The 23,490-nt window shown below is 66.1% G+C and carries 18 protein-coding genes and 8 pseudogenes; 15 read left to right on the top strand and 11 right to left on the bottom strand.

Translation table 11 applies throughout. The features are described 5' to 3' along the window. Positions 1–116: 116 nt before the first annotated feature. Positions 117–1,416: pseudogene (locus JWS13_RS01845) on the top strand (IS701 family transposase); the annotation flags it as partial. Positions 1,417–1,629: 213 nt separating this feature from the next. Here the strand turns inward: JWS13_RS01845 and JWS13_RS01840 are convergent. After that, positions 1,630–2,310, bottom strand: coding sequence for a group II intron maturase-specific domain-containing protein (locus JWS13_RS01840; RefSeq protein ID WP_259375200.1), 681 nt, complete (start codon positions 2,308–2,310; stop codon positions 1,630–1,632). A gap of 152 nt (positions 2,311–2,462) precedes the next feature. Here JWS13_RS01840 and JWS13_RS01835 point away from each other — a divergent pair, with 152 nt between their 5' ends. Genes JWS13_RS01835 through JWS13_RS01820 form a run of 4 tightly spaced genes read left to right on the top strand, consistent with a single transcriptional unit; the run spans position 2,463 to position 5,670 of the window. Next, positions 2,463–3,695, top strand: a complete 1,233-nt coding sequence (locus tag JWS13_RS01835; RefSeq protein ID WP_241032005.1) for a site-specific integrase — start codon at positions 2,463–2,465, stop codon at positions 3,693–3,695. Next, positions 3,692–4,363, top strand: a complete 672-nt coding sequence (locus JWS13_RS01830) for a tyrosine-type recombinase/integrase (RefSeq protein ID WP_206004092.1) — start codon at positions 3,692–3,694, stop codon at positions 4,361–4,363. The genes JWS13_RS01835 and JWS13_RS01830 overlap by 4 nt, the downstream gene beginning before the upstream one ends. After that, positions 4,350–4,676, top strand: coding sequence for a site-specific integrase (locus JWS13_RS45910; protein ID WP_259375201.1), 327 nt, complete (start codon positions 4,350–4,352; stop codon positions 4,674–4,676). Before JWS13_RS01830 ends, JWS13_RS45910 begins: the two co-directional genes overlap by 14 nt. Then, positions 4,666–5,670, top strand: coding sequence for a tyrosine-type recombinase/integrase (locus JWS13_RS01820; RefSeq protein WP_206004090.1), 1,005 nt, complete (start codon positions 4,666–4,668; stop codon positions 5,668–5,670). Before JWS13_RS45910 ends, JWS13_RS01820 begins: the two co-directional genes overlap by 11 nt. Before the next feature lie 10 nt (positions 5,671–5,680). Here the strand turns inward: JWS13_RS01820 and JWS13_RS01815 are convergent, their stop codons facing one another. Continuing rightward, positions 5,681–6,472 (bottom strand): reverse transcriptase domain-containing protein, encoded by a 792-nt coding sequence (locus JWS13_RS01815; RefSeq protein ID WP_241032004.1) that lies wholly within the window; start codon positions 6,470–6,472, stop codon positions 5,681–5,683. 758 nt (positions 6,473–7,230) lie between these two features. Continuing rightward, positions 7,231–7,716: pseudogene (locus tag JWS13_RS01810) on the bottom strand (transposase); the annotation flags it as partial. A 70-nt stretch (positions 7,717–7,786) separates the two neighbouring features. Here JWS13_RS01810 and JWS13_RS46330 point away from each other — a divergent pair. Next, positions 7,787–9,854, top strand: a pseudogene (locus JWS13_RS46330) (ISAzo13 family transposase); the annotation flags it as partial. 17 nt (positions 9,855–9,871) lie between these two features. On the opposite strand, the pseudogene JWS13_RS01800 reads toward JWS13_RS46330, so the two are convergent. Then, positions 9,872–10,517: pseudogene (locus JWS13_RS01800) on the bottom strand (transposase); the annotation flags it as partial. Between the two features lie 195 nt (positions 10,518–10,712). Here JWS13_RS01800 and JWS13_RS01795 point away from each other — a divergent pair. Continuing rightward, positions 10,713–11,393 (top strand): TetR/AcrR family transcriptional regulator, encoded by a 681-nt coding sequence (locus tag JWS13_RS01795; RefSeq protein WP_005254516.1) that lies wholly within the window; start codon positions 10,713–10,715, stop codon positions 11,391–11,393. A 184-nt stretch (positions 11,394–11,577) separates the two neighbouring features. Here the strand turns inward: JWS13_RS01795 and JWS13_RS01790 are convergent. Beyond that, a pseudogene (locus tag JWS13_RS01790) lies at positions 11,578–12,073 on the bottom strand (ATP-binding protein); the annotation flags it as partial. Positions 12,074–13,033: 960 nt separating this feature from the next. Here JWS13_RS01790 and JWS13_RS01785 point away from each other — a divergent pair. The 6 genes from JWS13_RS01785 to JWS13_RS01760 all read left to right on the top strand — a co-directional run bounded on the left by JWS13_RS01785 (position 13,034) and on the right by JWS13_RS01760 (position 17,089). After that, positions 13,034–13,765, top strand: a complete 732-nt coding sequence (locus JWS13_RS01785) for a Phenylacetic acid catabolic protein (RefSeq protein ID WP_005254518.1) — start codon at positions 13,034–13,036, stop codon at positions 13,763–13,765. Next, positions 13,765–14,037 carry a hypothetical protein gene (locus JWS13_RS01780; protein ID WP_005254519.1) on the top strand — a complete coding sequence of 91 codons (273 nt, stop codon included), beginning with the start codon at positions 13,765–13,767 and terminating at the stop codon, positions 14,035–14,037. The genes JWS13_RS01785 and JWS13_RS01780 overlap by 1 nt, the downstream gene beginning before the upstream one ends. A 25-nt stretch (positions 14,038–14,062) precedes the next feature. Next, on the top strand, positions 14,063–14,368 hold the full coding sequence (locus tag JWS13_RS01775) for a hypothetical protein (protein WP_005254520.1): 306 nt from the start codon (positions 14,063–14,065) through the stop codon (positions 14,366–14,368). Positions 14,369–14,470: 102 nt separating this feature from the next. Then, positions 14,471–15,259: a phosphotransferase family protein gene (locus tag JWS13_RS01770; RefSeq protein ID WP_005254521.1), complete on the top strand. Its 789-nt coding sequence runs from the start codon at positions 14,471–14,473 to the stop codon at positions 15,257–15,259. Then, a complete protein-coding gene (locus JWS13_RS01765; RefSeq protein ID WP_037203343.1) occupies positions 15,256–16,230 on the top strand; it encodes a PDR/VanB family oxidoreductase in 975 nt (324 codons plus the stop codon). Before JWS13_RS01770 ends, JWS13_RS01765 begins: the two co-directional genes overlap by 4 nt. 145 nt (positions 16,231–16,375) lie before the next feature. Further along, positions 16,376–17,089: an enoyl-CoA hydratase/isomerase family protein gene (locus JWS13_RS01760; protein ID WP_241032003.1), complete on the top strand. Its 714-nt coding sequence runs from the start codon at positions 16,376–16,378 to the stop codon at positions 17,087–17,089. Between the two features lie 429 nt (positions 17,090–17,518). Here JWS13_RS01760 and JWS13_RS45260 read toward each other — a convergent pair. Further along, a pseudogene (locus JWS13_RS45260) lies at positions 17,519–17,970 on the bottom strand (IS1380 family transposase); the annotation flags it as partial. 97 nt (positions 17,971–18,067) lie between these two features. Beyond that, positions 18,068–18,916 carry a cupin domain-containing protein gene (locus JWS13_RS01750; RefSeq protein ID WP_206004088.1) on the bottom strand — a complete coding sequence of 283 codons (849 nt, stop codon included), beginning with the start codon at positions 18,914–18,916 and terminating at the stop codon, positions 18,068–18,070. 689 nt (positions 18,917–19,605) lie between these two features. Between JWS13_RS01750 and JWS13_RS01745 the strand changes: the two are divergent. Then, positions 19,606–19,952, top strand: a pseudogene (locus tag JWS13_RS01745) (FAD-binding protein); the annotation flags it as partial. A gap of 93 nt (positions 19,953–20,045) precedes the next feature. Beyond that, positions 20,046–20,168 carry a hypothetical protein gene (locus tag JWS13_RS45905; RefSeq protein ID WP_259375199.1) on the top strand — a complete coding sequence of 41 codons (123 nt, stop codon included), beginning with the start codon at positions 20,046–20,048 and terminating at the stop codon, positions 20,166–20,168. Positions 20,169–20,261: 93 nt separating this feature from the next. Here the strand turns inward: JWS13_RS45905 and JWS13_RS01740 are convergent, their stop codons facing one another. From JWS13_RS01740 to JWS13_RS01730, 4 genes and pseudogenes are all read right to left on the bottom strand, one after another. Continuing rightward, positions 20,262–20,486 carry a hypothetical protein gene (locus JWS13_RS01740; protein ID WP_005254527.1) on the bottom strand — a complete coding sequence of 75 codons (225 nt, stop codon included), beginning with the start codon at positions 20,484–20,486 and terminating at the stop codon, positions 20,262–20,264. A 188-nt stretch (positions 20,487–20,674) separates the two neighbouring features. Next, positions 20,675–21,550 carry a hypothetical protein gene (locus JWS13_RS45255; RefSeq protein WP_241032002.1) on the bottom strand — a complete coding sequence of 292 codons (876 nt, stop codon included), beginning with the start codon at positions 21,548–21,550 and terminating at the stop codon, positions 20,675–20,677. Next, complete coding sequence (locus tag JWS13_RS45250; protein WP_241032001.1) at positions 21,526–22,056, bottom strand: hypothetical protein; 531 nt, start codon at positions 22,054–22,056, stop codon at positions 21,526–21,528. Before JWS13_RS45250 ends, JWS13_RS45255 begins: the two co-directional genes overlap by 25 nt. A gap of 536 nt (positions 22,057–22,592) precedes the next feature. Then, positions 22,593–23,441: pseudogene (locus tag JWS13_RS01730) on the bottom strand (IS701 family transposase); the annotation flags it as partial. Positions 23,442–23,490: the final 49 nt, after the last annotated feature.

The raw sequence follows: 23,490 nt of genomic DNA, 5'->3' as shown, positions 1-23,490 counted from the left end.
GTCAGGTGTTGCCTGACGCCGTGGTTCGATGGCCCTGCAAGGCCGTGCTCTAGTAGTACTTTGTTACCTCGGCGTGTCGGCTCGAGTCTTCGCTACTTTCTCGAGAGTATGCGGGCATGGATACAGCCGCTCTCGCCCGTGTCGGGGAACAGTTGGATACGTTTGCCGGCGAGGTGTTCTCGTCGCTGGCGCGCAAGGATCAGCGGGCGACGGCGGGAGTGTATGTGCGGGGGTTGATGCTCGACGGACGGCGCAAGTCGATGCAGCCGATGGCGCAGCGGCTGCAGGTGGATCATCAGCGGTTGCAGCAGTTCGTGACCACCTCGAAGTGGGACGTGGCGCCGGTGCGGAAAACCCTGTCACGCAGGGCTTGTGATCTGATCGCCCCGGATGCCTGGGTCATCGACGACACCGGGTTCACCAAGGACGGTGATCGCTCCCCGGGCGTGGCCCGGCAGTACTCGGGCACCCTCGGCAAAGTCGGCAACTGCCAGATCGCGGTCAGCGTGCACGCCGCTTCCGATGCGGCCTCGGCGCCGTTGGGCTGGCGGCTGTTCCTGCCCGAGGGCTGGGACGACCGGTCCACCACCGACCCCGACGCGATCGCGGCGATCACCGCCCGCCGGAAGCGGTCCGCGATCCCCGACACCGAGCATCACCGCACCAAGTGGGAGATGGCGATCGAGATGATCGACGAGCTGATCGAGTGGGGTCGCATTCCGCCGGCGGCGGTCGCGGACGCCGGCTACGGCGACGCCACCGCCTTCCGGCTCGCGCTGACCGAACGCGGCATCGACTACGTCGTCGCCATCAAGGGCGCCACCAGCGCCTATCCCGGCGACGCGGTCCCCGAGGCGCCGCCCTACAGCGGCCGCGGGCGCCCACCGGCCCCGCGCTATCCGGGCCCGGCCGCGAGCTGCAGGGACCTGGTCGTGGCGGCCGGACGCAAGGCCCTGCGGACCGTGACCTGGCGGCGCGGCAGCAAGGCCGACCCGGCCAATCCGACCGCGGCGATGCGCTCGCGCTTCGCCGCGCTGCGGGTCCGCCCGGCGAACCGGGACATTCCCCGCGCCGAGGACGGCGCCCTTCCCGAGGTCTGGTTGCTCGCAGAGTGGCCCACCGGCGCCGACGAGCCCACCGACTACTGGCTCTCCACCCTCTCCGAGGACACCCCGCTGCCCGAGCTGGTGCGCCTCGCCAAGATCCGCTGGCGCATCGAGCACGACTACCGGGAACTGAAAACCGGACTCGGACTGGACCATTTCGAGGGCCGTTCCTGGCTGGGCTGGCACCACCACGCCACCCTGGTCACCGCCGCTCACCTGTTCATCACCACCCTCCGCCTCACCGACCCAAAAGCGACTGGGCAGGACTGACCCTGTACGGCATAGTGCGCGAACTCCAACGCGCACTTGCCCGTTGGATCGGTACCTGCCCACTGTGCCACCACACTTTCCCGACATGGAGGGTCGAGAGCTGGCGCGGTGACCGTGATCGGCGGTAGGTCGCGGAGCCGCTTGTGACCCATACGGTTTCCCGTTGGTCGTTCTTCTCCTCGACCGTGGCCGATCTGGTTCCGTTTCCAGCTCCCGCCCGTCAATCCGTGCATGCGGTTCTCCCGCACACGGCTTACCGACGCCGTTCACCGCCGGCATTCGGCGTCACCCGCCAAGCCCGAAAGGGCCTGGGTGCGAACACGATCCCATCAAGACTGATCAATCCGAGCTGGTTATCCGAGGACTGGGAGACCACCCACATCCCGAACCTGCGGCTGCGCCTGTGCTTCTTGGCGAGCATGCCCACCACCCGCGTCAGCGCGTAGTGCCGGATCTTGGTGAACCGAGCCGAGGAGTTCCCGTATCGGAAATACCCAGCCCACCCGCGCAGGAAGCTGTTGAGCTCCCCCACGATCCCGTCCACCGACAGCAACGTCCGGTTGCTTCCCGTGAGACCACGGATACGGTCCCGTGCGTGCTGCATCGCCTTGTCCGAGGGCCAACGAGCGAGGAATTCCACACCCTTGCCGCCGGTGCGTCCTTGCGCGCGCACCCACCGATGGTGGAAACCCAGGAAATCCAGGCCCTCACCACCCAGTTTCAGGTGCACGATCCTCGTCTTGGCCTCCTTCGGTTCCAGCCCGAGTTCGGCCAGCAGTTCCCGCAACCGCATCAACGCGGCTTCGGCCTGCTCACGAGTCCGACACATCACGACGGCGTCGTCGGCGAAACGGACCAGCACCCCATGCTCACGCACATCCCACACCCGATCTATCCGATGCAGGAACACGTTGCACATCAGCGGTGAAATCACACCACCCTATGAGCAGTGCTTGGTTATGCGTAGCGCCCAGGGGTTGCCACCGGCGGGGACGGTCGTGACGACCGAACGCTGCGCATAATCCCGGGGATTCTGGTCACACGGCTCGGCACGGTGCCGGGCCTTCGTGATTGGAGGTCGCTGTCATGGTGACTGTGTCCGAACTGGTGTCCGCGTTGGATGCCGAGTTGGTGCGTCTGGGCTATAAGCCCTCGACGATGGTGTGGTACCGGGGCTGCTGGCGTCGCCTGGAGAGGTTCTTCACATCCCGTGGGGTCCAGGAGTTCTCGGTGAATCTGGCGATGGAATGGGTCGACCAGGCCTGCGGCGGTTTCTTCGCCAAGGAGCAGGCCGGCACGCTCAAACCGACCGATGTGTATCTGTTCCGCGTCGCGCAGATGCTCGACGACTTCGCGGTTCATGGGGCGGTGCTGCGCCGCTACTCCCGCACCGTGGACAGGCTGACGACCGATCAGGCCGACATCGTGGCCAGGTTCCGGGCGTGGCTGCGGGCCGCCGGCTGCGCCGCATCGACGGTGCGGACCTATGACACGGTGGCAGGCGAGTTCCTCGCGTTCACCGGCACACGTGGCGGCCTGGCCGGTCTGGATGCCGGGGGCATCGACGCGTTCGTTGCCACCCTGGCTGGCTACCAGGCCAAGACGGTGGAGCAGAAACTGTGCGCGCTGCGGTCGTTCCTGCGGTTCGCCGCCGGAGACGGGCTGGTCGGCGACACGGTGCTGGGGACGGTCCCGGCGGCGAAGTCGACCAGGCAGGCCAGGATCCCGTCGGTGTGGGACCCGGCCGACGTGACAAAGATCCTGCAGGCGATCGACCGCGGCAATCCGTGCGGCAAACGCGATTACGCCATCATTCTGCTGATCACCCGGCTCGGGCTGCGCGGCATCGACGTCAAACGGCTCCGGTTCGCCGATTTCGACTGGCCCGGCAATCGCCTCTCGATGGTGCAGGCCAAGACCGGCCACCGGGTGCAGCTGCCGCTGCTCAAAGACGTCGGCTGGGCGGTCATCGACTACATCCGCTACGGCCGCCCGCACAGCGACTGCCCGGAGGTGTTCCTCCGGCACACCGCACCGATAGGCCCGTTCTCCGATCAGGATCATCTGCACCAGATCCTGGTCAAACACGCCCGGACCGCGCACGTGGCGGTCGGTGAGAAACGCCGCCACGGCATGCATTCGCTTCGGCACACGCTGGCGACCCGGCTGATGGAGCAGGGCACACCGGTCGAGCAGATCGCCGACATCCTCGGCCACCAGTCGACCACCGCCACCGGCGTGTACTTGAAATCGTCGCTGGGCTTGTTGGCCGAGTGTGCCCTGGACCCCGACGCGCCGGCGTCGGAGGCGACACGATGACCGCCGGCATGACACTCGCCGAGGCGATCGCCGCCCTGGTGGCCGAGAAACGCGCCGTCGGCTACAAATACGACGCCGAGGCGCAGGTGCTGGCCCGGTTCGAGGCGTTCAGCCGCGGTCAGTTCCCGGGGCTGGACACGCTCACCGAGGCGTCGGTGCAGGCGTGGATCGCCGCGGCGCGGCGGCGAGGCGTCAAAGCGGCGACCCTGCAAGGCCTCGCCGCGCCGGTCAGGGGACTGGCCCGCTGGCTGGGCCGCCGCGGCGTAGCTGCCTATCTACTGCCCATGGCCACGCTGCCCAGACCCGTCCGGTATGTCCCGCACATCTACACCGAAGCCGAACTGGCCGCGCTGTTCGCCCAGACCGACCGCTGCCACTACTGCTCGGAGGTTCCGCTGCGCCACCTGGTCATGCCGGTGCTGTTCCGCACGATCTACGCCTGCGGCCTGCGCTGTTCCGAGGCCCGCCTGCTCCGTGTCGGCGACGTCGACCTCGACACCGGTGTGCTGCAAATCCGCGACGCGAAAGGCGGGAAAGACCGGCAGGTACCCGTCTCCGGGGCGCTGCACACCCCGTCTCGCCGGCTACCACGCCCAGGTCGCCGGGCGACCGGACCGGGGGGAATGGTTCTTCCCCGGCAGGCCCACCCAGCCCCTGACCCTCAGTAACGTCGAGCGCAACTTCCGCCGGTTCTTGTGGCAGGCCCGCATCTCTCACGGCGGACGCGGCCACGGCCCCAGGGTGCATGACCTACGACATACGTTCGCGGTCAACAACTTACGGCGGTGGTTCGCGCAGGGGCGCGACGTCGGCGCGTTGCTGCCGGTGCTGCAAACCTACATGGGTCATTCCTCGGTGGCCGACACCGACTACTACCTGCGCCTGACCGCCGAGTCCTATCCGGACATCACCGCCCGGGTGCAGCAGGCCATCGGCGATGTCGTCCCTCCCGTGACGGCAGGGCCGCGTCATGGCCACTGACTTCGCGGTGTTCCTACGCCGGTTCCTGACCGCCCACCTGGCCGGGCTGCGCGGCTGCTCGCCCCACACGATCGCCTCCTACCGAGACGCGTTCAAACTGCTGATCTGCTACTTCCGCGACGAGCGGTCCATCCCGCCGGACAAGCTCACCCTCGAACTGATCGACGCCGCCGCCATCGCAGGGTTCCTCACCTGGCTGCGCACCAGCCGACACAACACCGCCTCGACAAGCAACCAGCGCCTGGCTGCGATCGACTCGTTTTTCACCTGGATGCAATCGGAGGACCCGGCCCGCATGGCGTGCTCCCAGGACATCCTGGCGATTCCCGCCATGAAACACGACCGCCCGGCTTTGGCTCACCTGAGCGTCGAACAGACCCGCCAGCTGCTCGCCCTCCCCGACCGGTCCACCCGCACCGGCAGACGAGACGCGACCTTGCTGGCCACCCTGTATGACACCGCCGCCCGGGTCCAAGAACTCGCCGACCTCACCGTGCGCGACATCCGTGTCGATCACCCCGCCATGGCCGCCCTGACCGGAAAGGGCCGCAAGACCCGCCACGTCCCGCTGGACGCCAACACGACGGCGCTGCTGAGCGCCTACCTGACCGAGCGGCAGCTCGATCGCCCCGGCCGGGACGAGCATCCGGTGTTCTTCAACCAACACCGCCACAAACTCAGTCGCGGCGGAATCGCCTGGATCATCGGCAAATACCAAGCCCGGGCAACCGATGCGGCGCTCGCCAACGCCCACCTCAGTCCACACATCCTGCGCCACAGCCGAGCCATGCACCTCTACGACGCAGGTGTTCCGCTGCCCTACATCCGTGACATCCTCGGCCACGTCGACCTATCCACCACCGAGATCTACGCGCGCGCCTCCACCGAGGCCAAACGCAAAGCCCTCGAAGCCGTCTACCCCGACGTCGTCACCGCCGACCTGACCGAATGGAACCAAGACCCCGATCTGCTCCGTTGGCTCGCCAACCTATAACCGCCCAGGATTATGCGCAGCGTTCGACCGTCGACACCGTCCCCGCCAGCGCCGACCGCCGGGCGCTACGCATAACCAAGCACTGCTCATAGGGTGGTTTATGTTCAGCTGAACATAAACCACCCTGTGGAGTTCCGGTCACCTCACGCCGCACCACACCGTCGCTCATCACCCCCGCGCGCAGCATCGCACGCAGCAGCTTGAGCACAGCCTGGTCACTGACGCGTTCCTCGACCGCTCGTATCAACTTCTCCTGCGGAATCGCCGAAAAGCAGTTGGCGATATCCGTTTCGACCACCCACCTACGACCGCGCCACGCCTCATCGACGAGGACTTGCAGCGCGTCGTGCTGACCGCGTTTCGGACGGAACCCGAACGAACACGGCAGGAAATCGGCTTCGAAGATCGGCTCAAGCACGATCTTGCACGCCGCCTGCACAATCCGATCCCGCACAGCGGGAATCGACAACGGACGCTGTTCCTCCGAGCCGGGCTTGGGAATCCACACCCGACGCAACGGCAACGGCCGATACGCTCCTTCCCGCAACTGCGCGGCCAACTCGTCGAGCAGCCGCTCGATCCCGTACTGCTCGACCTCGGCCAGAGTGGTCTTGTCGACACCCGGTGCGCCGTTGTTGGCACGCACCGCGACCCACGCCCGCCACAGAACGTCTCTGCGGAAGACCTTGTCCCGTAACGAATGGAACCGTCGCCGGGGATCGGCCTTGGCCGCCCGGTAAAGCGCATGCTGAAGATCTCGAACCGGGTCCAACCCGGACCCCACTGTGGCGGAACTAGCCATGATCGGCACTCACCAGGCCCCTCTCAACGAACATGACGCATCGACGAAGCAGCGGCCCTTCCCTCACCGACGGTTCTGTTGTCCGCTCGGCTCGATCGGTACTACGACCGCCTCCGACTCCCTCCCGACAGGCCACCCATTTCCCGAGGTCATCGGTTATAGGGCACCACCCTCCGGCGACATATTTCCGCAGGTCGCCGGGCCGGGGAGGGCCTCACCAGTTCCCGCCGTCACTATCCGAACGTTCCGCACCCCATACGCCGGGGAGTTCTTCGACGCCTGCACATTCAGGTCTTCAGCGTCTTCCATGGCCTTCACCGTGATGCTGGCGGCTCGGCACTCCCTTTGCCCACCCGAAGGCGGGTAGTTAACGACGCCGCAGGCTTCGCTTCATGCTACGGACCGATCGGTTGCTCCCCCTTGAAGGGCTCTCGACACTGGGCTTCGACCCCGCAGGTTTCCCCACGAAGCCGCCAGTCTGCTACCGGGCCCCCTGACAGTTACCCGGACCGGACTCACACCGGCAAGCGACGACGAGCTTACGAACACAGGTCACCTACACAAGGTCACCTCCATTCCCTGGTCGCGCAACAAAGTACTACTAGTTGTACTCGGCCAGAACGCTGGCAACCCCGGCCGAGAGGGTGGTCTCGTCGAGAATATGAACACATGGAGCGGTGTCCCCGAGTGATCGACGACATCTGCCCGCAGGTCGTCACGAGCAGGAGCGATAGTCAACTCCTGCGGAGGAGGTGGAGTCAGGCGACCTCGGACGCCGGCGCATCCGGTGACGGTTCGGGGATGATGCCGACGGGCCGTTCGAGGACCTTACCCTTGTGGAACAGCGCGCCGGCCCGCAAACAACGCCACCAACTGTGGTGCGTTCACCGTCCGCCATCGGGCCCGAGCGGTCTCGATCAGCTTGTAAGCCATCGACTTACCCGCTGTCCGCGAACGCGGGCCCTTCGTCACCTTCGTCCGCAAACGCACGGTCGCAACGTCGATTCGATGGGGTTGGTGGTGCTCAGATGCACCCAATGCTCCGCCGGGTAGCGGAAGCACTCGCAGCACATCGGCGTCGTCGACGATCTTCGCGACCGCCTTCGGGTACTTCGCCCCCGTAGTCCAGTTCGAACGGGTGATCGCCCGCTGCGCCTTGTCAATATCCTCGGCGCCCACGATGACCTTCATAACGCCAACGCGCCCGGATGCGCCGACTTCGGCAGTGCAGCAAACGCATTGGCTTACTCATGTGACTGTAAGATAATAAAGTGTCGTTTTGTGTTCCAGTCGGGTTGATGCGGTAGGGCGGTTGTGAGCGAGGTCGAGGACCGGTTGCGGGAGCGGTTCGAGGTATTGCTGCCGCATCTGAACGAGCGGCAGCGGCGTTTGGCGTTGGCGGCGGAGGCCCGGTCGCTGGGGCATGGCGGGGTGCGGGCGGTGGCCAGGGCGGTCGGCGTCAGCGAGACCACGGTTCGCAGGGGCGTGTTCGAGTTGGAGGCCGGCGAGCAGCCGGCACCGACGGGTCGGGTCCGCCGTCCGGGTGGGGGCCGCAAGGGCGCGGACGCGCTGAATCCGCAGCTGGTGCCTGCGTTGTTGGCGCTGGTCGAACCGGATGAGCGTGGGGATCCGGAGTCTCCGTTGCGGTGGACGACCAAGTCGCTGCGACACCTGGCCGAGGAGCTGACCCGGCAGGGCCATCCGGTGTCCGCGCCTACGGTGGGAAGGTTGTTGCGGGACAACGGATTCAGTTTGCAGTCCAACGCCAAGACGTTGGAGGGCGAGCAGCACCCGGACCGGGACGTGCAGTTCCGTTACATCAACGAGCAGGTCAAGGCGCACCAGGACGCGGGCGAGCCGGTGATCAGTGTCGATTCGAAGAAGAAGGAACAACTCGGCCAGCTGCCCACCCCGGGGCGCGAGTGGCGCCCGCAGGGCGATCCGGTGCGGGTGGTCGATCACAGCTTCTTCACCGGACCGAATGCGGACCGGGCCATCCCGTACGGCGTCTACGACTTGACCACCGACGCCGGTTGGGTCAATGTCGGCGTCGACCACGACACCGCCGCGTTCGCGGTCGCCTCCATCCGCCGCTGGTGGCAGGCGCGCGGCGCCGCCGACTACCCGCACGCGAGCCGGCTGCTGATCACCGCCGACGCCGGTGGCTCCAACAGCTACCGGTACCGGTTGTGGAAGGCGGAATTGGCTGCGCTGGCATCCGAGACCGGGTTGGCGATCACGGTCTGCCACTTCCCGCCCGGCACCTCGAAGTGGAACAAGATCGAGCACCGGTTGTTCTCCCAGATCACCATGAACTGGCGGGGGCGGCCGCTGACCAGCCACGAGGTCGTGGTCAAGACCATCGCCTCCACCCGCACCCGCACCGGGTTGCGCGTGGACGCCGAGCTGGACACCGGCGACTACCCGATCGGGATCTCGGTTGGTCGAGACGAGTTGCGCGCGTTACCCATCCACCCGCACGCCCAGTGCGGAACATGGAACTACACCATCGAACCCACCCACGCCGACGCAGCCTCGCCTTCCCGGCCGCGACCGGGAACGCGAGCGCGCCACGGCCGTCGCGATGCTCGCCGACCCGCCCCTGACCCGCATGACCAGCGCCGAGCTGAACGAAATCACCGCACGGCTGGCACCAGCCCAGGCCGCCCGCGCCGAGCAACGCCGCTGGCACCAACGCGGCGGCCGGCGCCGCAATGCCCCGGGTGCCGGCGGGCGACGGCTGCTGTCGGACGCCGCGGCCCTGCTGATCACCGTCGTGTACCTGCGGCAGGTCTGCCCGCAGCGGGTGCTCTCGGAACTGCTCGGGGTGAATCCGAACTCCATCGGCGAAATCATCGCCGAAACGCGGATGCTGCTCGACGAACACGGCCACCACGTCACCCCGACCACCGGACTGCGCTTCAGCACCGCCGCCGACCTCGCGGGATTTCTCCGTGACGGACCGACACCCGACACCGCGCCGAATCGGCCGCTCCTCGAAACATTGTCGCACCCGGCTCTGACCGGCGTGAGCCGCCGGCAACTGGGCGAACTCGTCGAACGCCTCGCCGTCCGGCAAGCCGCCCTGGTCGAACGGCGCCGCCACACCAGACGCGGCGGCGGCATCTTCCTCCAGAAGATCACCGATGCCGAACGCGTCCTTGCCACCGTTTTGCACCTGCGCCAACTCTGCACCCGCGCCGTCCTTGCCGAACTGTTCCAGGTCAGTCCGCGCACCATCGGTAATGCCCTGCTCGACGTGCGGCCACTGCTCGAACAGGACGGCTACACCCCGGTGCCGGCAACCACCCGCTACCGCACCGCCGCCGCCCTCCTCGCCGCCATATCACCACAGGAGGACGACACACCCGAATCGACAATTTATTCCTTACAGTCACCATGGAACCAGGAGCGCTGCTCCCGGGTGTCGGGGAACACCTCCCGCAGCCCGCCAGAATCCCAGTGCTCCGTCCCCGAGCGCCAGTACCGGCGCCCGCATCCCACGGCGGTGGCAGTCCCGCAGCAGATCCGCCCACGACTCGATCGACTCGCGGTAGCCGTCGGTCAACGCCACGAGCTCCTTACGGCCGCCGGCCGCACCCCGAGCATCACCAGCACGGCACAGTTTCTCCTGCTCGAGGCGCACTTTCAGGTGGATACCATCCAGCCACAGATACACTGAGATCCTCGTTCCCGAGCGCGGTGGCCTCGTCCTGCCACTGTGCGGTCAGCGGGGCGATCGAGGCGGCCGACAATCCGGCCCCGGTGCCGATGAACTGCTCCAATGCCCCGAAGTCGCTGGTGGAGAGTCCGTGCAGATACAGCGACGGCAGCGCCTCGCTGACCTGCGTGGACTTTACGTGCCCAGGCCGGCCGGCAGGATCGCCGAGGAGAACCGCTTCCGCTCGTCCGTGTCCGGCTCGAGGCGCCTGTCGTTTGACCCGCGGGCCCTTGACCCCGTTACCGCCCCGGCGGAGGTCAACACCTCGCGCGCCTGGTGGTAGCCGTTGTGCACGATCAGCCGCCGGCCGTTCTCGTCGACCTCACCGCAGTGCGTGCCGGGTGATGTAGTCGGCGTCTTCGTAGGAGTCGTCATTGTTCCGCCAGCGCGCCAACGCCGGTCTTGATCAGAATTCGGACCCCTTGCAGATCATTCTCCGGGAAGATCATTGCTCCACCCGCTCGGCGGGTGACGTAGATTCAGTGTCGCAGGTCTAATGCCAAGCTGACAGGAGCGACAGTGCCCGGAGAAGGAAGAAAGCCGAAAAGGCCCCGGGGCAGGCCGCGGTTTACCGAACCGTCGCCGGAGTACGTTCGCCGCCATGACGAGATCATCGAGACAGCGGCCCAAGTCTTCCACGTCAGCGGCTACGAGGCAGGGTCGCTCGACGACGTTGCTGCGGCGCTCGACCTCCGCAAGCCCAGCCTGTACTACTACGTCGACTCCAAGGCGGAGCTGCTCTACCTGATTTTCGACCGCGCGATCTCCTTGGCGCTCGAGCGCCTCGACGAGCTGGCCACCATCGACGACCCAGCGGAGCGCCTGGCGGCCTTCATCGCGCATCAGGTGCGCATCGTCGCTGAGGAGCGGAGCCTCTTCTCGGTCTTCTTCGAGAATCGACCGCGTCTCGACGACGACTACGAGGTGCAGATCAAGACCAAGGAGCGCCGGTATTTCCGCCATTTCGTCGCGGCCGTCGAGCACGCCAGCGGCGCAGGTGTGATTCCGAAAATCGATGCGCGCTTCGGGGCGCAGGCGATCTTGGGCATGTCGAGTTGGGTCTACAAGTGGTTCGATTCGGACCACGATGATGCGACCCAGGTGGCAGGCGACTTCGTCGAGCTGATCCTCAGGACCCGTGTACAGGTCGACACGGTCTCGTTCGCTAAAGTCCTTTATCCCGAGGCTCGCCAGAGCTGATTAACTTGCGCCCCGACGCGAGAGCCACCTCGACGGTGATCGCCGAGGCTCCGGCCGCGTCGAGGTAGGCCACGAAGCGGGGAAGGAGCCGGGCGGCGTCATCGATCCGGTGTCCCAACAACCGACGCAGGCGCAGGTACTGTTCGGCCTGCTCGGCGAAGGCGCTCCCGGGCCAGGGCCCGCAGAGGGTCAGCAGCAGCGGCCGGGTGGTATTCGCGCATGCGCTGGCCGATGGTCCGGTCGGCGTGGCCGCCCGCGAGATCGGCGAGCATGCGGGCGCATTTGACGAACCGCACGTCCCCGCCACGCCGGGTGACATGATGCCCAAGCTCCTGTGCCACATGGGTTTTGCCGAATCCGGCCCGTAGAGAATGACCGATTCGCCGGCGTCGAGCCAGCGGAGGGCGCCCAGGTCCCGCAGCATCGCCGCGGGAAGCTTCGGGTTCGCAGTTAAGTCGAAGTCCTCGAAGGTGGCCTATTGTTCGAACTTCGCCCGCCGCAGCCGCTGGGCGAGGGCCGCGGTTTCGCGGCGGGCGATCTCGCCTCACAGAGCACCTGCAGGAAATCGAGGTGCCCGCGCTTGCCCGTCGCGGGTCTGGGCCAGCCGGGCGTCGAGGGTGTTGAGCATTCCGGTCAGGGTTCAACGTCCTCAGGGCAGCCAGCAGGCTGGAATCGTGAATAGGCCTTACGACTCCTTGGTGTGGTGGAAGTAGTTGGCGTGCAGGGGGGTATCGCTGCACGCAGCGACGTCTCTGGCGGTGCGTTCGGTGTCGAAGGCGTCGGGCCGCGCAGGAACGCCGTCGCGCCGGCCGGTGCGGGCGATCCGTCGTGTTCGGAAGGAGAACGTGGATGATGACCGATCTGATGGAGTTGTTCCGGCATTGGCATGCTGGCCGGTCTCATGTGTCAGATCTCGACGGCCATGAGGATCGACCGAAAGACGATCCTGAAGAGCCTGGCTCCGGCGTTGGAGGCGGGTTGACGCTGGGCGAGGGTGGGAAGTTCGACGAGATGGTCTGGCGGGAGTTGATCGCCAGATGGTTAGTCAGGCCCCTTCCGGACCCTTGTCGGTGGCCCAGCAGGAGCGAACCTGCAGCAGCCCGAACCGCGAGCCGACGCGCCCCACAGGTGGGAATTACGTGACGGACAACCCCTCAACCTGGGGAATTTCGTGAACGCTGACAACCAGACCGTACGACGAGATCAGGACATTTCCCACCTACACCGACAATGCAGACCGACGGCGGCTTGACTCTTACGTTGATCGGAAGTCCATCAGTGGTCCAGCGACGCCACCAGATTCGACGACACCACCTCCGAATCATTCGGAGACAGGGGCAAGACGTCATACCGCACTTGGCGACCGAGGCCGACGCCTCGGGAGCACCTGAACTAAACGATAACGGGACAAGGCCGCGCCGGTCCGGCCGCGGTCGTAGACCTGGGCCGAGGCGCTACACAGATTCGCAACCGACGAGCTTTTCGAAGGGTGCACGCGGTCGAAAACTGCGCCAACACGCCCTGTTCAAGGGCGTGGTGCGCACCATCCAAATTATTTTGTTCGACTAGTCGGTTGACACCTTAACAGCTGGGGTGTCACGCTGGGCACCACGCTGGACCACGGATGTGAGGAGACCGCTATGACTGCTTCGACAGTGGAGTTGCCGGGCCGAAAGATCTACGCCGAGGGCGACCCGGAGATCCCGCAGGAGTTCCTTGAGCTGCTGACGCGCATGCTCACGCACCACTTGGAGAACTCCACCAACCCGAACTACACCGAACTGCTGAATACGCTGTGGGCCAAGGGAATGACCCTCATTCCCGATCAGCGACTCAAGGTGACCTACGCCAAGCTGATGCAGCAGGAGGTCGAGCATGGGGCCATCACGGCACGCATCCTGGACGGCCTCGGGGTGGGTCCGGTCGACGGGAAGATCAAGCAGTATCTGTTCCACCTGCCGATCGACACCTTCTGTGACCTGGCCTTCTTCAACGCCCTCGGCGACAGGGTCGGCTGTTACATCGGCGAAACCTGGGACGGCGTGCCCTACGCCCCGTTACTTGAGGTCGCCGATCGCCTCCATAAGGACGAGGTGTTCCATGCGACCTTCGGCATGAACAACCTTCGCCGAATCGTCGCGACGCCGGAGGGCCTCGCCGAAGCCAACGAGAAGGTGAAAATCTGGTGGCCGGCTGCGCTCGACATGTTCGGCCGCTCGGACTCGGACTTCTCCGACGTTTACGTCAAGTGGGGGCTGCGTCAGAAGAACAATGAGGAACTCCGGCAGCAATACATTGTCGATACCCGTCCGATGCTGGAGAAGCTCGGCATCGCGGTACCGGCCGACACTGCGAATCGCCGCTTCCTCTGATGAACAAGAGCACGTTGGGAGGGTGGACGGTCGATATTCACCGGCCGCACCCCAAGATGACGGTGTATGACGTGAGCCTGTCCGGTTACCACGAGTTCTTCTCCGTGGCAGTGGGCGCGAAGTCGCTGGTGATCACCTCTCTCGAACCTGGTGAGGACGCCTACCCCGAACCGCAGGTATTCGTCTTCTCCAAGCCGTACGGATGGCGCGACGACCTCGAGGGCGACGAGGCACTGATGCAGGTGTGGCAAGCCGTCGGTGTGCAGCGCTGACGGTTCAACAGAGCAGGGAGCAGTTATGACGACCTACACAGTGCGCGGCGGCCGCAACGGTAGTCGAGTGCACGTCACCTGGACCGACGGGACGCTCTCCGGTGATCCGCCGACCGTCGACCTTATGCAAGTCGAGGCCGAATTGGCGCTGCTACACCCACAAGATCGCCTCTCATGGGCCCAGATGGTGGACCCCGAGCAGCTCCTCCCGGCCGACCCGCTCTCGGAACCCACCGCGACCTGGCGGCTGATCCAGAGTGTGTTCGACACGGTCCAGTCCGGAGAAGGTGATCTTCCAACGGAGGCTGTGGACGTGTTGGCGGGTAGATGACACTAAAAGTGACACGACGGTGGTCGTCATGAGATCTGTCGACTCGTTCACAATCCCGGTCCTGCGAGCACGAGAACTCCCGAAGGCGGGGTAGCTGACACAATGACGATCACCGCGGCTTCGCAGGCATTGGACCTGTGGGCGCTCGAGAGGTGGCTGCGGCCGCGCGGCCTGCCAGTCACCGGTCCACTTGCTGCGCAGGTCGTCATCACCGGTGGCCGGTCAAACCTGACGTTCTTCCTGACCGATCAGGCCGGACGCAGGTGGGTCGTGCGCCGTCCGCCTCTCGGCGCGGTCCTCTCGACTGCACACGACGTCGGCAGGGAGTTCCGGGTTATGTCGGCCCTGGCCGGAACTGCTGTCCCGGTCCCCTCGATGGTGGGGTTGGGCACGGATGCCCATGACGTCGCCTTCTACGTGATGAGCGAGGTGCCCGGACTGGTCCTGCGCGACGGCGTTGCAACGACGACCGCGCTCCTGGGCAAGGCGTGCGCGCAGGCCGGCGAGGGGCTGGTCGACGCGCTGGTCGACGACCAGGGTTCGCTGCAGGCGGTCCTCGACTGGGAGTTATGCACCCGCGGCGACCCGATGGTGGACCTTGGTGTGTTCCTCTACCACTGGACCGAGGCCCACGACCCCGTGACGCCGTTTCTGGACCCGCCCACCATCCTGCCCGGTTTCCACAGTCGTCAGGACCTGCTCGCACACTACGTACGGGTCAACCTCGCGTACGCGGCATGGCGCAGCGCCGTGGACTTCGAAGGCGTAGCAGGGCGGTCGGCGGCCGGCGCCTACGGACCCCCCGATGCCGCGGAGGAGCACCAACTGGCCGTGGTCACCCGAGGACTGATCGCCCACGCCCGCGACCTTCTCGAGAAAGACGGGTCATGAACGGCGACAACGTTATTTGTCCGCTACGGGTCGATCGTGTGGTACCCGAGTCCGACGGGGTCATTTCCCTGCGGCTGGTGCACCCGGACGGACAGCGCCTACCGGACTGGACGCCCGGCGCGCACCTCGATGTCCTGCTGCCGTCCGGACTGCTACGCCAGTACTCGTTGTGCGGTGACCCTCAGGACGACACCGGCTACCGGATCGCTGTGCTCCGGGAGGCGCGCGGCCGGGGCGGCTCGCGGGAGATCCACGACAGCGCGCTCCTCGGGTGCACGCTGGGCATCCGGGGGCCGCGCAACCACTTCGCACTGTCCACCGCTCCGCGCTACCTGTTCCTCGCCGGCGGCATCGGCATTACGCCCATTCTCGCGATGGCCCGCGAGGTCAGCCGACGCGGCGTCCCGTGGCGACTCGTCTACGGCGGGCGCACACGCTCCACGATGGCGTTCGTCGACGAACTCCAGAACCTACCGAGCGGTCAGGTCGAGCTGGTCCCCCAGGATGAGCGCGGCCACATTCCGCTCGACGATATCCTCGCCGCGACGCCGCCGGACACGCACATCTACTGCTGCGGACCCGAACCGATGATCCGGGCAGTGGAGGCCGCATGCGCACGCTGCTCCGCTCTCGACCGGCTCCACGTCGAACGGTTCACCGCGCCCTCGCTGGCCGAGCAGCCACCGGTCGAACCGGTGGGCGACGGTACCTTCGAGGTCGAGCTACACCGCTCCGGCGTGGTTCTCCGCGTACCCGCGAACCGGACCCTGCTTGAGGTGGTGCGGGATGTGGTGCCAGGCGTGATGTCCTCCTGCGAGGAAGGTTTCTGCGGCGCGTGCGAGACCAAAGTTCTCGAAGGGGTGCCCGAGCACCACGACTCGATCCTCAGTGACGCCGAGCGGGCGTCCTGCAACACGATGATGATCTGCGTAGGCCGGGCCCGGTCAGGGTTGCTCGTCTTGGACCTCTGATCCGTGACGCGCGTCCATCCCCAGAGTGAAGACTGCCGGGACGACACATGAGCTGCCATCGGTCGTCGAGTGCACGATTACTGCGCGATCGAAAGGTGTGAGAACACATGACGAATACCCACGGCGGCGCGTTCGGTTCTGCGCGGTGAGTACGCGGCTCGTGCTCGTCGAGCGCAATGGTGCGCTCGCCCGAGTGGTACTCAACCGGCCGGACCGCCGCAATGCTCTCGACGACGCGCTCATCGACGCCCTCGACTATGCCCTCCGACAGGTCGCAGCGGCGAGCTGGTGCCGGGCCGTGCTGGTGACCGGCGCTGGCATTGCGTTCTGCGCGGGCGGCGACATCGCCGCCGACTCCGGTGCCGACGTCCCCGGTGCGATCGTCCGGCAGCGCCGATTCCTACAGGTTGCCGCGCGACTGCACGAGATGCCCAAACCGACGGTCGCTGCCGTCAACGGTGCCGCGGTCGGTGCCGGTTTCTCACTGGCTCTGCTCTGCGACGAGGTGATCCTTCTCGGCTCGGCCAAGCTCGGGATGGGCTTCCTGACGATCGGGTTGCCGCCGGACCTGCTGGCCACCTTGACGGTGCAGCGTCGGGCCGGCTGGACCGTCGCGACGGACCTGTTCCATTCGGGCAGGATGGTCCCGGCGGATGAAGCGGTCCGGCTGCACCTGGCCCATGAGGTCGTCGAGGATGACGTCGTGGGTGCCGCAACGCGGCGCGCCGAGGTACTCGCTGCCTTCCCTCCGTTCGCGTTCGCTGCTACCAAGTCGCTGCTGCGCCAGTCTTTCCCGGCGACTGCGACCATTGCCGAGCTGGAAGCCTTGGCCGTCGGGGTAGCGGGTAGGGACCCCTGAGTTCAGGGCCGCGACTGTGGCTTTTCGGCCGCGCACCGAGGCCTCGACTGACGACCGCGCCTGACCGGCCAGCCCGGTCTCGACGTGTCCTCGTCGGTAACCTGGCGTGTACTCATGCTGGTGACCTCGGGGCAATCGGACCCGCCTGGCCAAAGCCGATCGTCCGTGCATCGACACGGGCCGGTTACAGTCGAGGTTTGAGGAGGTGCCTACCCCGAGCCTTCGCAGCCGCGACCGATCGAACCCGTCGACAGCCTGTCATCACGCAAGACGAGTCCTATATTCCGTCCTGCCCCTGAGGGTCCAAGCATGGCGTCGCATTCGGGACGCCGGAGTCACAAAGAAAGTTGAGGGGAACGGACCGTCCACCGCAGCGCGTCCGCCTGCGCCTGGCCACGGAGCTGTGTCGAACCGAATCCGGCCAGCTCACCCGTACACCGGGCGCAGCAGCGAGTCGATGTCGAGGAACGCCCGGTCCTCGATGCCGGGCAGCAGCGGGGTGCGAGGCCGATCAGGTGTCGTCGCAGCACCGCCCCGAGCTGCAGGGTGTGCCGTAGGTGAACTCGCGCAGGAAGATCCTTAGGCGTCGAGGGGCGTACACCTGCTCGAAGAGAATCGGGGTGCCGCCTGCGCGGATGGTGTCCACATCGTCGATGCTGTCGGCTCCGGTGAGCATCCCGCCGATGATCGAGGGTGAGTTTCCCCACCGGGTTCACCGCTCCCGATACCACCCGCGTGGAGGCGGGGTCGACATGGGTGTGGATCAGCTCCGATAGGCCGGCCTGTTCGGCGAGTTCGAGGACCGGCACACCCTGCCGCCGGCACGAGATTGCGTTCGTCGGACACCGCGGCCCAGCCGTGAGCGTGTGCGATGACTGCACTGAAAGCGCTTTTCCTCATGTGGACAATCGCGATCTCGGTAATCTCGATTCGCTCACTGCGAGAGGATCTTTCGTCATTCACCCGCCGTCACGCTCACTACGGATCCACGCTAAGCCGTGGGTCGACAAGATCGCGGCGACAGTGTTCGAGACGCCGTCTGCGGATCCACTCCGTTGCGGTGGTCCCTTCGCCCTCGAACATCTTCTGCAGATTGCGGGGCGAGATGTTGTGGGCGCGGGCGATGAGGTGCGAACTGAGCTCCGGGTCGTAAAGCCGGGCATCGATGAAGGCTTTGATCTGCAAAAGCAAAGCAGCCCGGTTCGTCTCGGGCTGCACATTCGATTCGCAGCCGAGTTGCTCGAACAGTGCCGCCGCGAGCAGGTTGAGCACCCCGTTGGACAACTGTTGGTTTGCCGACAGCTCTTCGACGCCCCGCGGCTGTTCGGCTATGCCGACGAGGAGCTTCGAGACCAGGCCGCCGATCCCGCGCCTACCGGATACTCTCCGGGCCATCATGTCGTTGAGGGCGTCCGGCGGCAGATGGATCAACTCATGGGGGAACATCACCACCAACTGCGCGAAGTCCCCCTCGAAGGAGACTTGGTACGGCCGTCTGGTGTCGTAGATGCTGAAATCCCCCGGAATCAGGGCTGCCTCCCGATCGTCCTGGGTCAAGACACAGTAGCCGCGGATCTGCATCCCCAACTTCACGTAGCCCGGGTCCGAGCGCCGGATCGCATCCGGCATCCGGCACACCTCCACAGCCCCTCCGCTGACCTCGGAAACCTGCAGCGAACCGACCACTCCGGTCAGAAGTTCACCCGTGAACGTGCCGACGGTGTAGGACTTCGCGTCCAGTGGCACGAACGCGTTGGAGACCGTCTCACGCCAGGCATCGAACTGTTCGCCGGCGGGCAAATCGTTGCAAGAAAAGAGAGAACTCACAGGCTGGTCCTTATTCAACAGAAGCCGTGCGGCGGGAAGGGCACCGCGCTCGGCTCGACGTCGATCTCCATCAGGTAGGAGGCTCAGGCGCCTCCACACCGTCCGGCCGGGCGAACAGCGCCAGTATCGCGACGTGCATCCTATGTTCGCGGGACTCGCCGATCGAGTCCGTCGGTGACATCGGAGCAGCAAGGTTCAGCCTCCCATTGGCAGCGCCTCTGGGATGGAGCTGCGTCCCAGAGGTGCTGGCCCCCGCCTGCAACGATAGGTGCATCACACGGTGGCGACGGTCCGCACGGCGCAGGGATTGTCCAGATAACGCAGAAACTTTCGGAGCACAGGGTTTTTCGTCAACTACGCCGTGGTCAACGTTGTCGACGGCGGCTGCCCGCACCGCCTTCGGTAGTCGACGGCAAATCGGCCGAGGTGCCGAAAACCTCAGCGATAGGCCACATCGGCGACCGCGTCGTGGCGCGGATCAGCCAGAATCAGGTCCTCGTGGGAGCGCTCGAGCCGGATGTCTCGGAGAGAGGTCATCAGCGAGAGACCGACGTACCCCGCATCGTCCTGCAGGGGTGCGCACGCTGACACCGACAAGCTCCGCCAGCCCGCTGACGGTCCACGGCTCCTCGGGGTGGGCGTGCTTCGCATCGATGGCCAGCTTGATGGTGCGCGGGCGGGCCGCCGGTGCCGGCCTGCCGTACGAGTCGGTGCTCAGAGATCGATGTCCTGACCGGCGACGGCCAGATCATCACCGCCACCCCAGACGGCGAACACTCGGACCTGTTCTGGGGCTCCCCAACTCCTATGGCACCCTCGGCTATTCGACGCGGCTGCGCATACAGCTCGAACCGGTGAAACGCGATGCCGCGCTGCGTCACCTACGGTTCGGTACCCCCGAGCAACTGCAGGCGGCGATGGACCCCGTCGTCACCGAACGCAGCCATGACGGCGTGGCCGGCGACTACCTCGACGGCGTCGTGTTCACCGCGCGGAAAGTCATCTGACACTCGGCACACAGACAGACGAGCGCGGTGAGGCTGATACGGACGCCTTGGATGCGTAGGTGACCGGTGGTCCTGGAGTCTTCAGGCTGTACGGCGTCGCAGCGGAGGAATCGACCGGTTGCATGCTGGGTCGAAGTGGCCGGACGCCCCCATCAGTAGGTTTCGTCTCGCCCGTCGCGGTGCGCACCCTGCGGCAGGGTTTGGGTGCGCGGCTGTCGGCGACCAACTTCGTGCTCGGCTGGTAAGCCCTTGGGCTTGTATGAATTCTCAAAAGTCCTGCTTGTGCTCCAACTCGATGGCCGGGGGGCGGCTGAAGCACGGATCGGTATCGATGTCAGTCATCTTGTCGGCGAATCGTTGCGCGGGAGATCGAGGTTGGGTCGGGGATCGGCGGCCCCGGAGTCGGCTTTCGCGAGGATCAACCGGATCGTCGATTCCGTCTCCCACCCCGCGGTGATGATCACGACGCCGTCCTCACGATCCGCCGCAGGGCGCTGTGCACCGAGGTAGCGTTCCCCGATCAGTCCGGCGCGGACGCGTTCGTTCTCGATTCGTGCGGCCAACCGTCCAAGAGACAAGGTGGTCGCGATCTCAGCGCCCTCACGCAGTAGCTGTTCGGCCGACTCGACATCACCCCGTAAGGCTTTGATCGGCGCCCCGGTGCCCTACGTGGCTAGGTAGCTAGAGATGGCGTAGCCGGTTTTTGGAGTCAAGTTTGTGGTGTTCGGGTCACGTTCGACGGCTTGGTGTTTCATGCTGCGAGTTGCGCTGTGCCGGTGAGGGTATCGACAGCGTTGCGATACGTGGTGGCGGCCGATCGTAGGCGGCCGGGAGTGGTTGTCGGGGTGGCGAGTTCGGCGAGGCCGGTGCGCAAGACCCGGTCGTGGACACAGGTGAGGAACTTCGCGGTGTCGAGTCCGTGGTCGGTGACCTGGTACCGGTGGGTGCCCTCGATCCGGACGATGAGGTTGCGAGTTTTCAGCCGGCGCAGGTCGTAGGTCATCTGGCCGGCGGACACCGTGTCCGGGTCGAGTCCGCGCAGCTCGCCGGTGAGGGTGCGCAGGTCCTTGTTGGTGAAGCCGTTCGGGTGCAGCCGGAAGACCAGCAGTGCGGAGAGCAGGGCGTGGCTGCGCTGGTCGGCGAACCGCAAGCCCGGGACGTGGGTGCCGGTGGCGGTGGTGACCGGGCCGGTGATGGCGGCGAGGGCGTCGGCGCCGGTGATCGGGTCGTGGCTGAGTCGTTGGACGCGCAGCAGGCGTCGGTTGGCGTGAAAGCCGATCTCCCGCAGTGCGGGCAGATGTGTCAGTCGTTTCCCGAGGTGGAAATCGCGGGTGTCGTTGATGGTGGTCTCGGTGCGCAGGGCGCGTCCCTGTTTGTGGTACTGCTTTATGGTGGTGTGCTTGTAGTCGACGTGCAGGCTGGGGACGACGCCTTCGGTGATCACTCGGGTGCGGAATCGTCCCGGGGTGGCACGCGGCCCTCGGCGCATCAACCGCCGGTCGAACACCAGCGTGACCTGATCGGGGCGACCGAGGTCGAGGTTGTCGCGGATGACCTGCTCGAAGAACACCCGCCCCGAGACCGGCGCGTCGAGCATCTGAGTCAGGGAGAACTCGGCCTGCAACACCGACAGGTCGTAGCGGTAGCCGGCGTCCCGGTCGGCGTCGGTGAACGGATCCGGCAGAATCGCCAGCCACTTCCGGAGCAGGGCATCGATCCGTGGACCGGTGAGCCGATCGCAGATCGCTTGCAGCGCGTCGGGGTCGTCGACGGCGGCGAAGGCGTTGTCGAGGGCGGTGAACCCGAGCCCGGCCCTGGCCGCCTGCCGCTGGGCCGCGCGTCGGGGTCGTCGACGGCGGCGAAGGCGTTGTCGAGGGCGGTGAACCCGAGCCCGGCCCTGGCCGCCTGCCGCTGGGCCCAGTGGTGGCCGTTGATGCAGAGTTTGGCGTTGTAGGGGAAGTAGGAACAGAACTTGAGGAAGAACGGGCCGAAGTCGGCGTCGACGCAGTAGAAGTAGTAGTGGTTGACTATGCCGGTGGTTTTGACGATCCACGGGTAGCTGTTGCCGTCGGCGTCGCGGCGTTTCTCGGTGCGGAACAACGGGGTCTTCTCCTGAGCGCGTCCGATGAACACCACTCCCTCGGCCGCGGTGAAGTGCTGCAGGTGGCGGTGGAGGCGACCGGCATCCCGAGCTGTTGGTGCACGTAGGCGACCAGACCTGGGGCGTACTGCAAACCGGGGACGTAGACATTGAGGTACATCCGGTCGATGCACTCGACCTCGAAGAGCGTGTGCGTGGTCAACACGTCGGCGACGCTGCGCGGTATGGTCATGATGAGCTCCGGACGATCGGGCGGCCAGTAGGCCAACCAACCGCTACGACGGTTCATACACCCGATCGACGTCGTCGACCAGGGTCAATCACCCCGACCGGCCGGAGCCCCCGGAGCGCAGCCGCCGCCACACGACTCGTCGGGCTGGGGCGCAGCCCCGGTAGTACTGCAACGGCACTTATGGGACGTGTCCGCGGGTTCGGTAGTGGCAGGATCTGGCCTGGTGCTGTCGGCGTCGTCGCCAGTGTGACCAGGACCAGACGTGCTCGCCGGGGCGGGCGTGTCGCAGGATCAGATGCACGAGCAGCCGCCGGATCTCGGGTACCGTGTAGCCGATCATGCCTTGATCGTCGATCCCGATTCCCCCTTTACTGCTTCGGTTTTCGTTCCGGCGAGCCAGGCGAGGGCGAGCATCGACAGGGTGGTGTGGGCGTACCAGGCGCGGTAGGTGCGCACCTGGTACTGGTCCAGGCCGGCCTCGTTCTTGGCCTGTTGGAAGCATTCCTCGACCCGCCACCGTGATCCGGCGACGGCGGCGAGTTCGGTGAGCGTGGTTCGGCGGGGGCCGGCGCAGATGTAGTACGCGATTTCGGTCGGGTCCGACAGTGATCGGCGGGCGAGGAGCCAGTGCCCACGGCCGGGTGCCCAGGCGATCCGGATCGGGATCCGCACCCAGGAGTATTCCCGCGGTCCGTGTGCGCCGTCGCCGGCGGAGATGCGGCGCCACTGCTTCGGCGGGACGGCGGCGATCATCTGGTCGGCGCGGCCGGTGCGCCCGTCCGGGGTGAACACGTCGCCGCCCAGGCGGGTGGCCAGCACGTAGGAAATATCGCGTTCCTCGAGCCAGACCCGTAGGTACTTCACTTGACCGTAGGCCTCGTCGGCGGTGAGCCAGGAGAACGGCACGTGCGCGTCGAGGGCGCGTTGGATCATGTGCTGCGCCAGCACGGGTTTGGTCGCGAACTCGACCTCGTCACCGATGCTGGCGGCACGGCAGCGTTCTCGGTCGGAGGTCCACGATTCGGGCAGGTACAGCTCTCGGTCGATGAGCGCGTGCCCGGCACCGGACGCGTAGGCGAGGAACACCCCAATCTGACAATTTTCCACCCGCCCCGCGGTGCCCGAGTACTGGCGCTGCACCCCGGCCGAGCGGGTGCCCTTCTTGAGGAATCCGGTGTCGTCGACCTATGCCGATCTCGGCATAGCTCGACCTATGCCGAGTCGGTAACTATGC

This window comes from Rhodococcus pseudokoreensis (assembly GCF_017068395.1).
In the GTDB taxonomy this organism is placed as follows: domain Bacteria; phylum Actinomycetota; class Actinomycetes; order Mycobacteriales; family Mycobacteriaceae; genus Rhodococcus_F; species Rhodococcus_F pseudokoreensis.
Note: the sequence above shows the minus strand (reverse complement) of the source record. Positions and strands in the feature narration are given on the sequence as shown.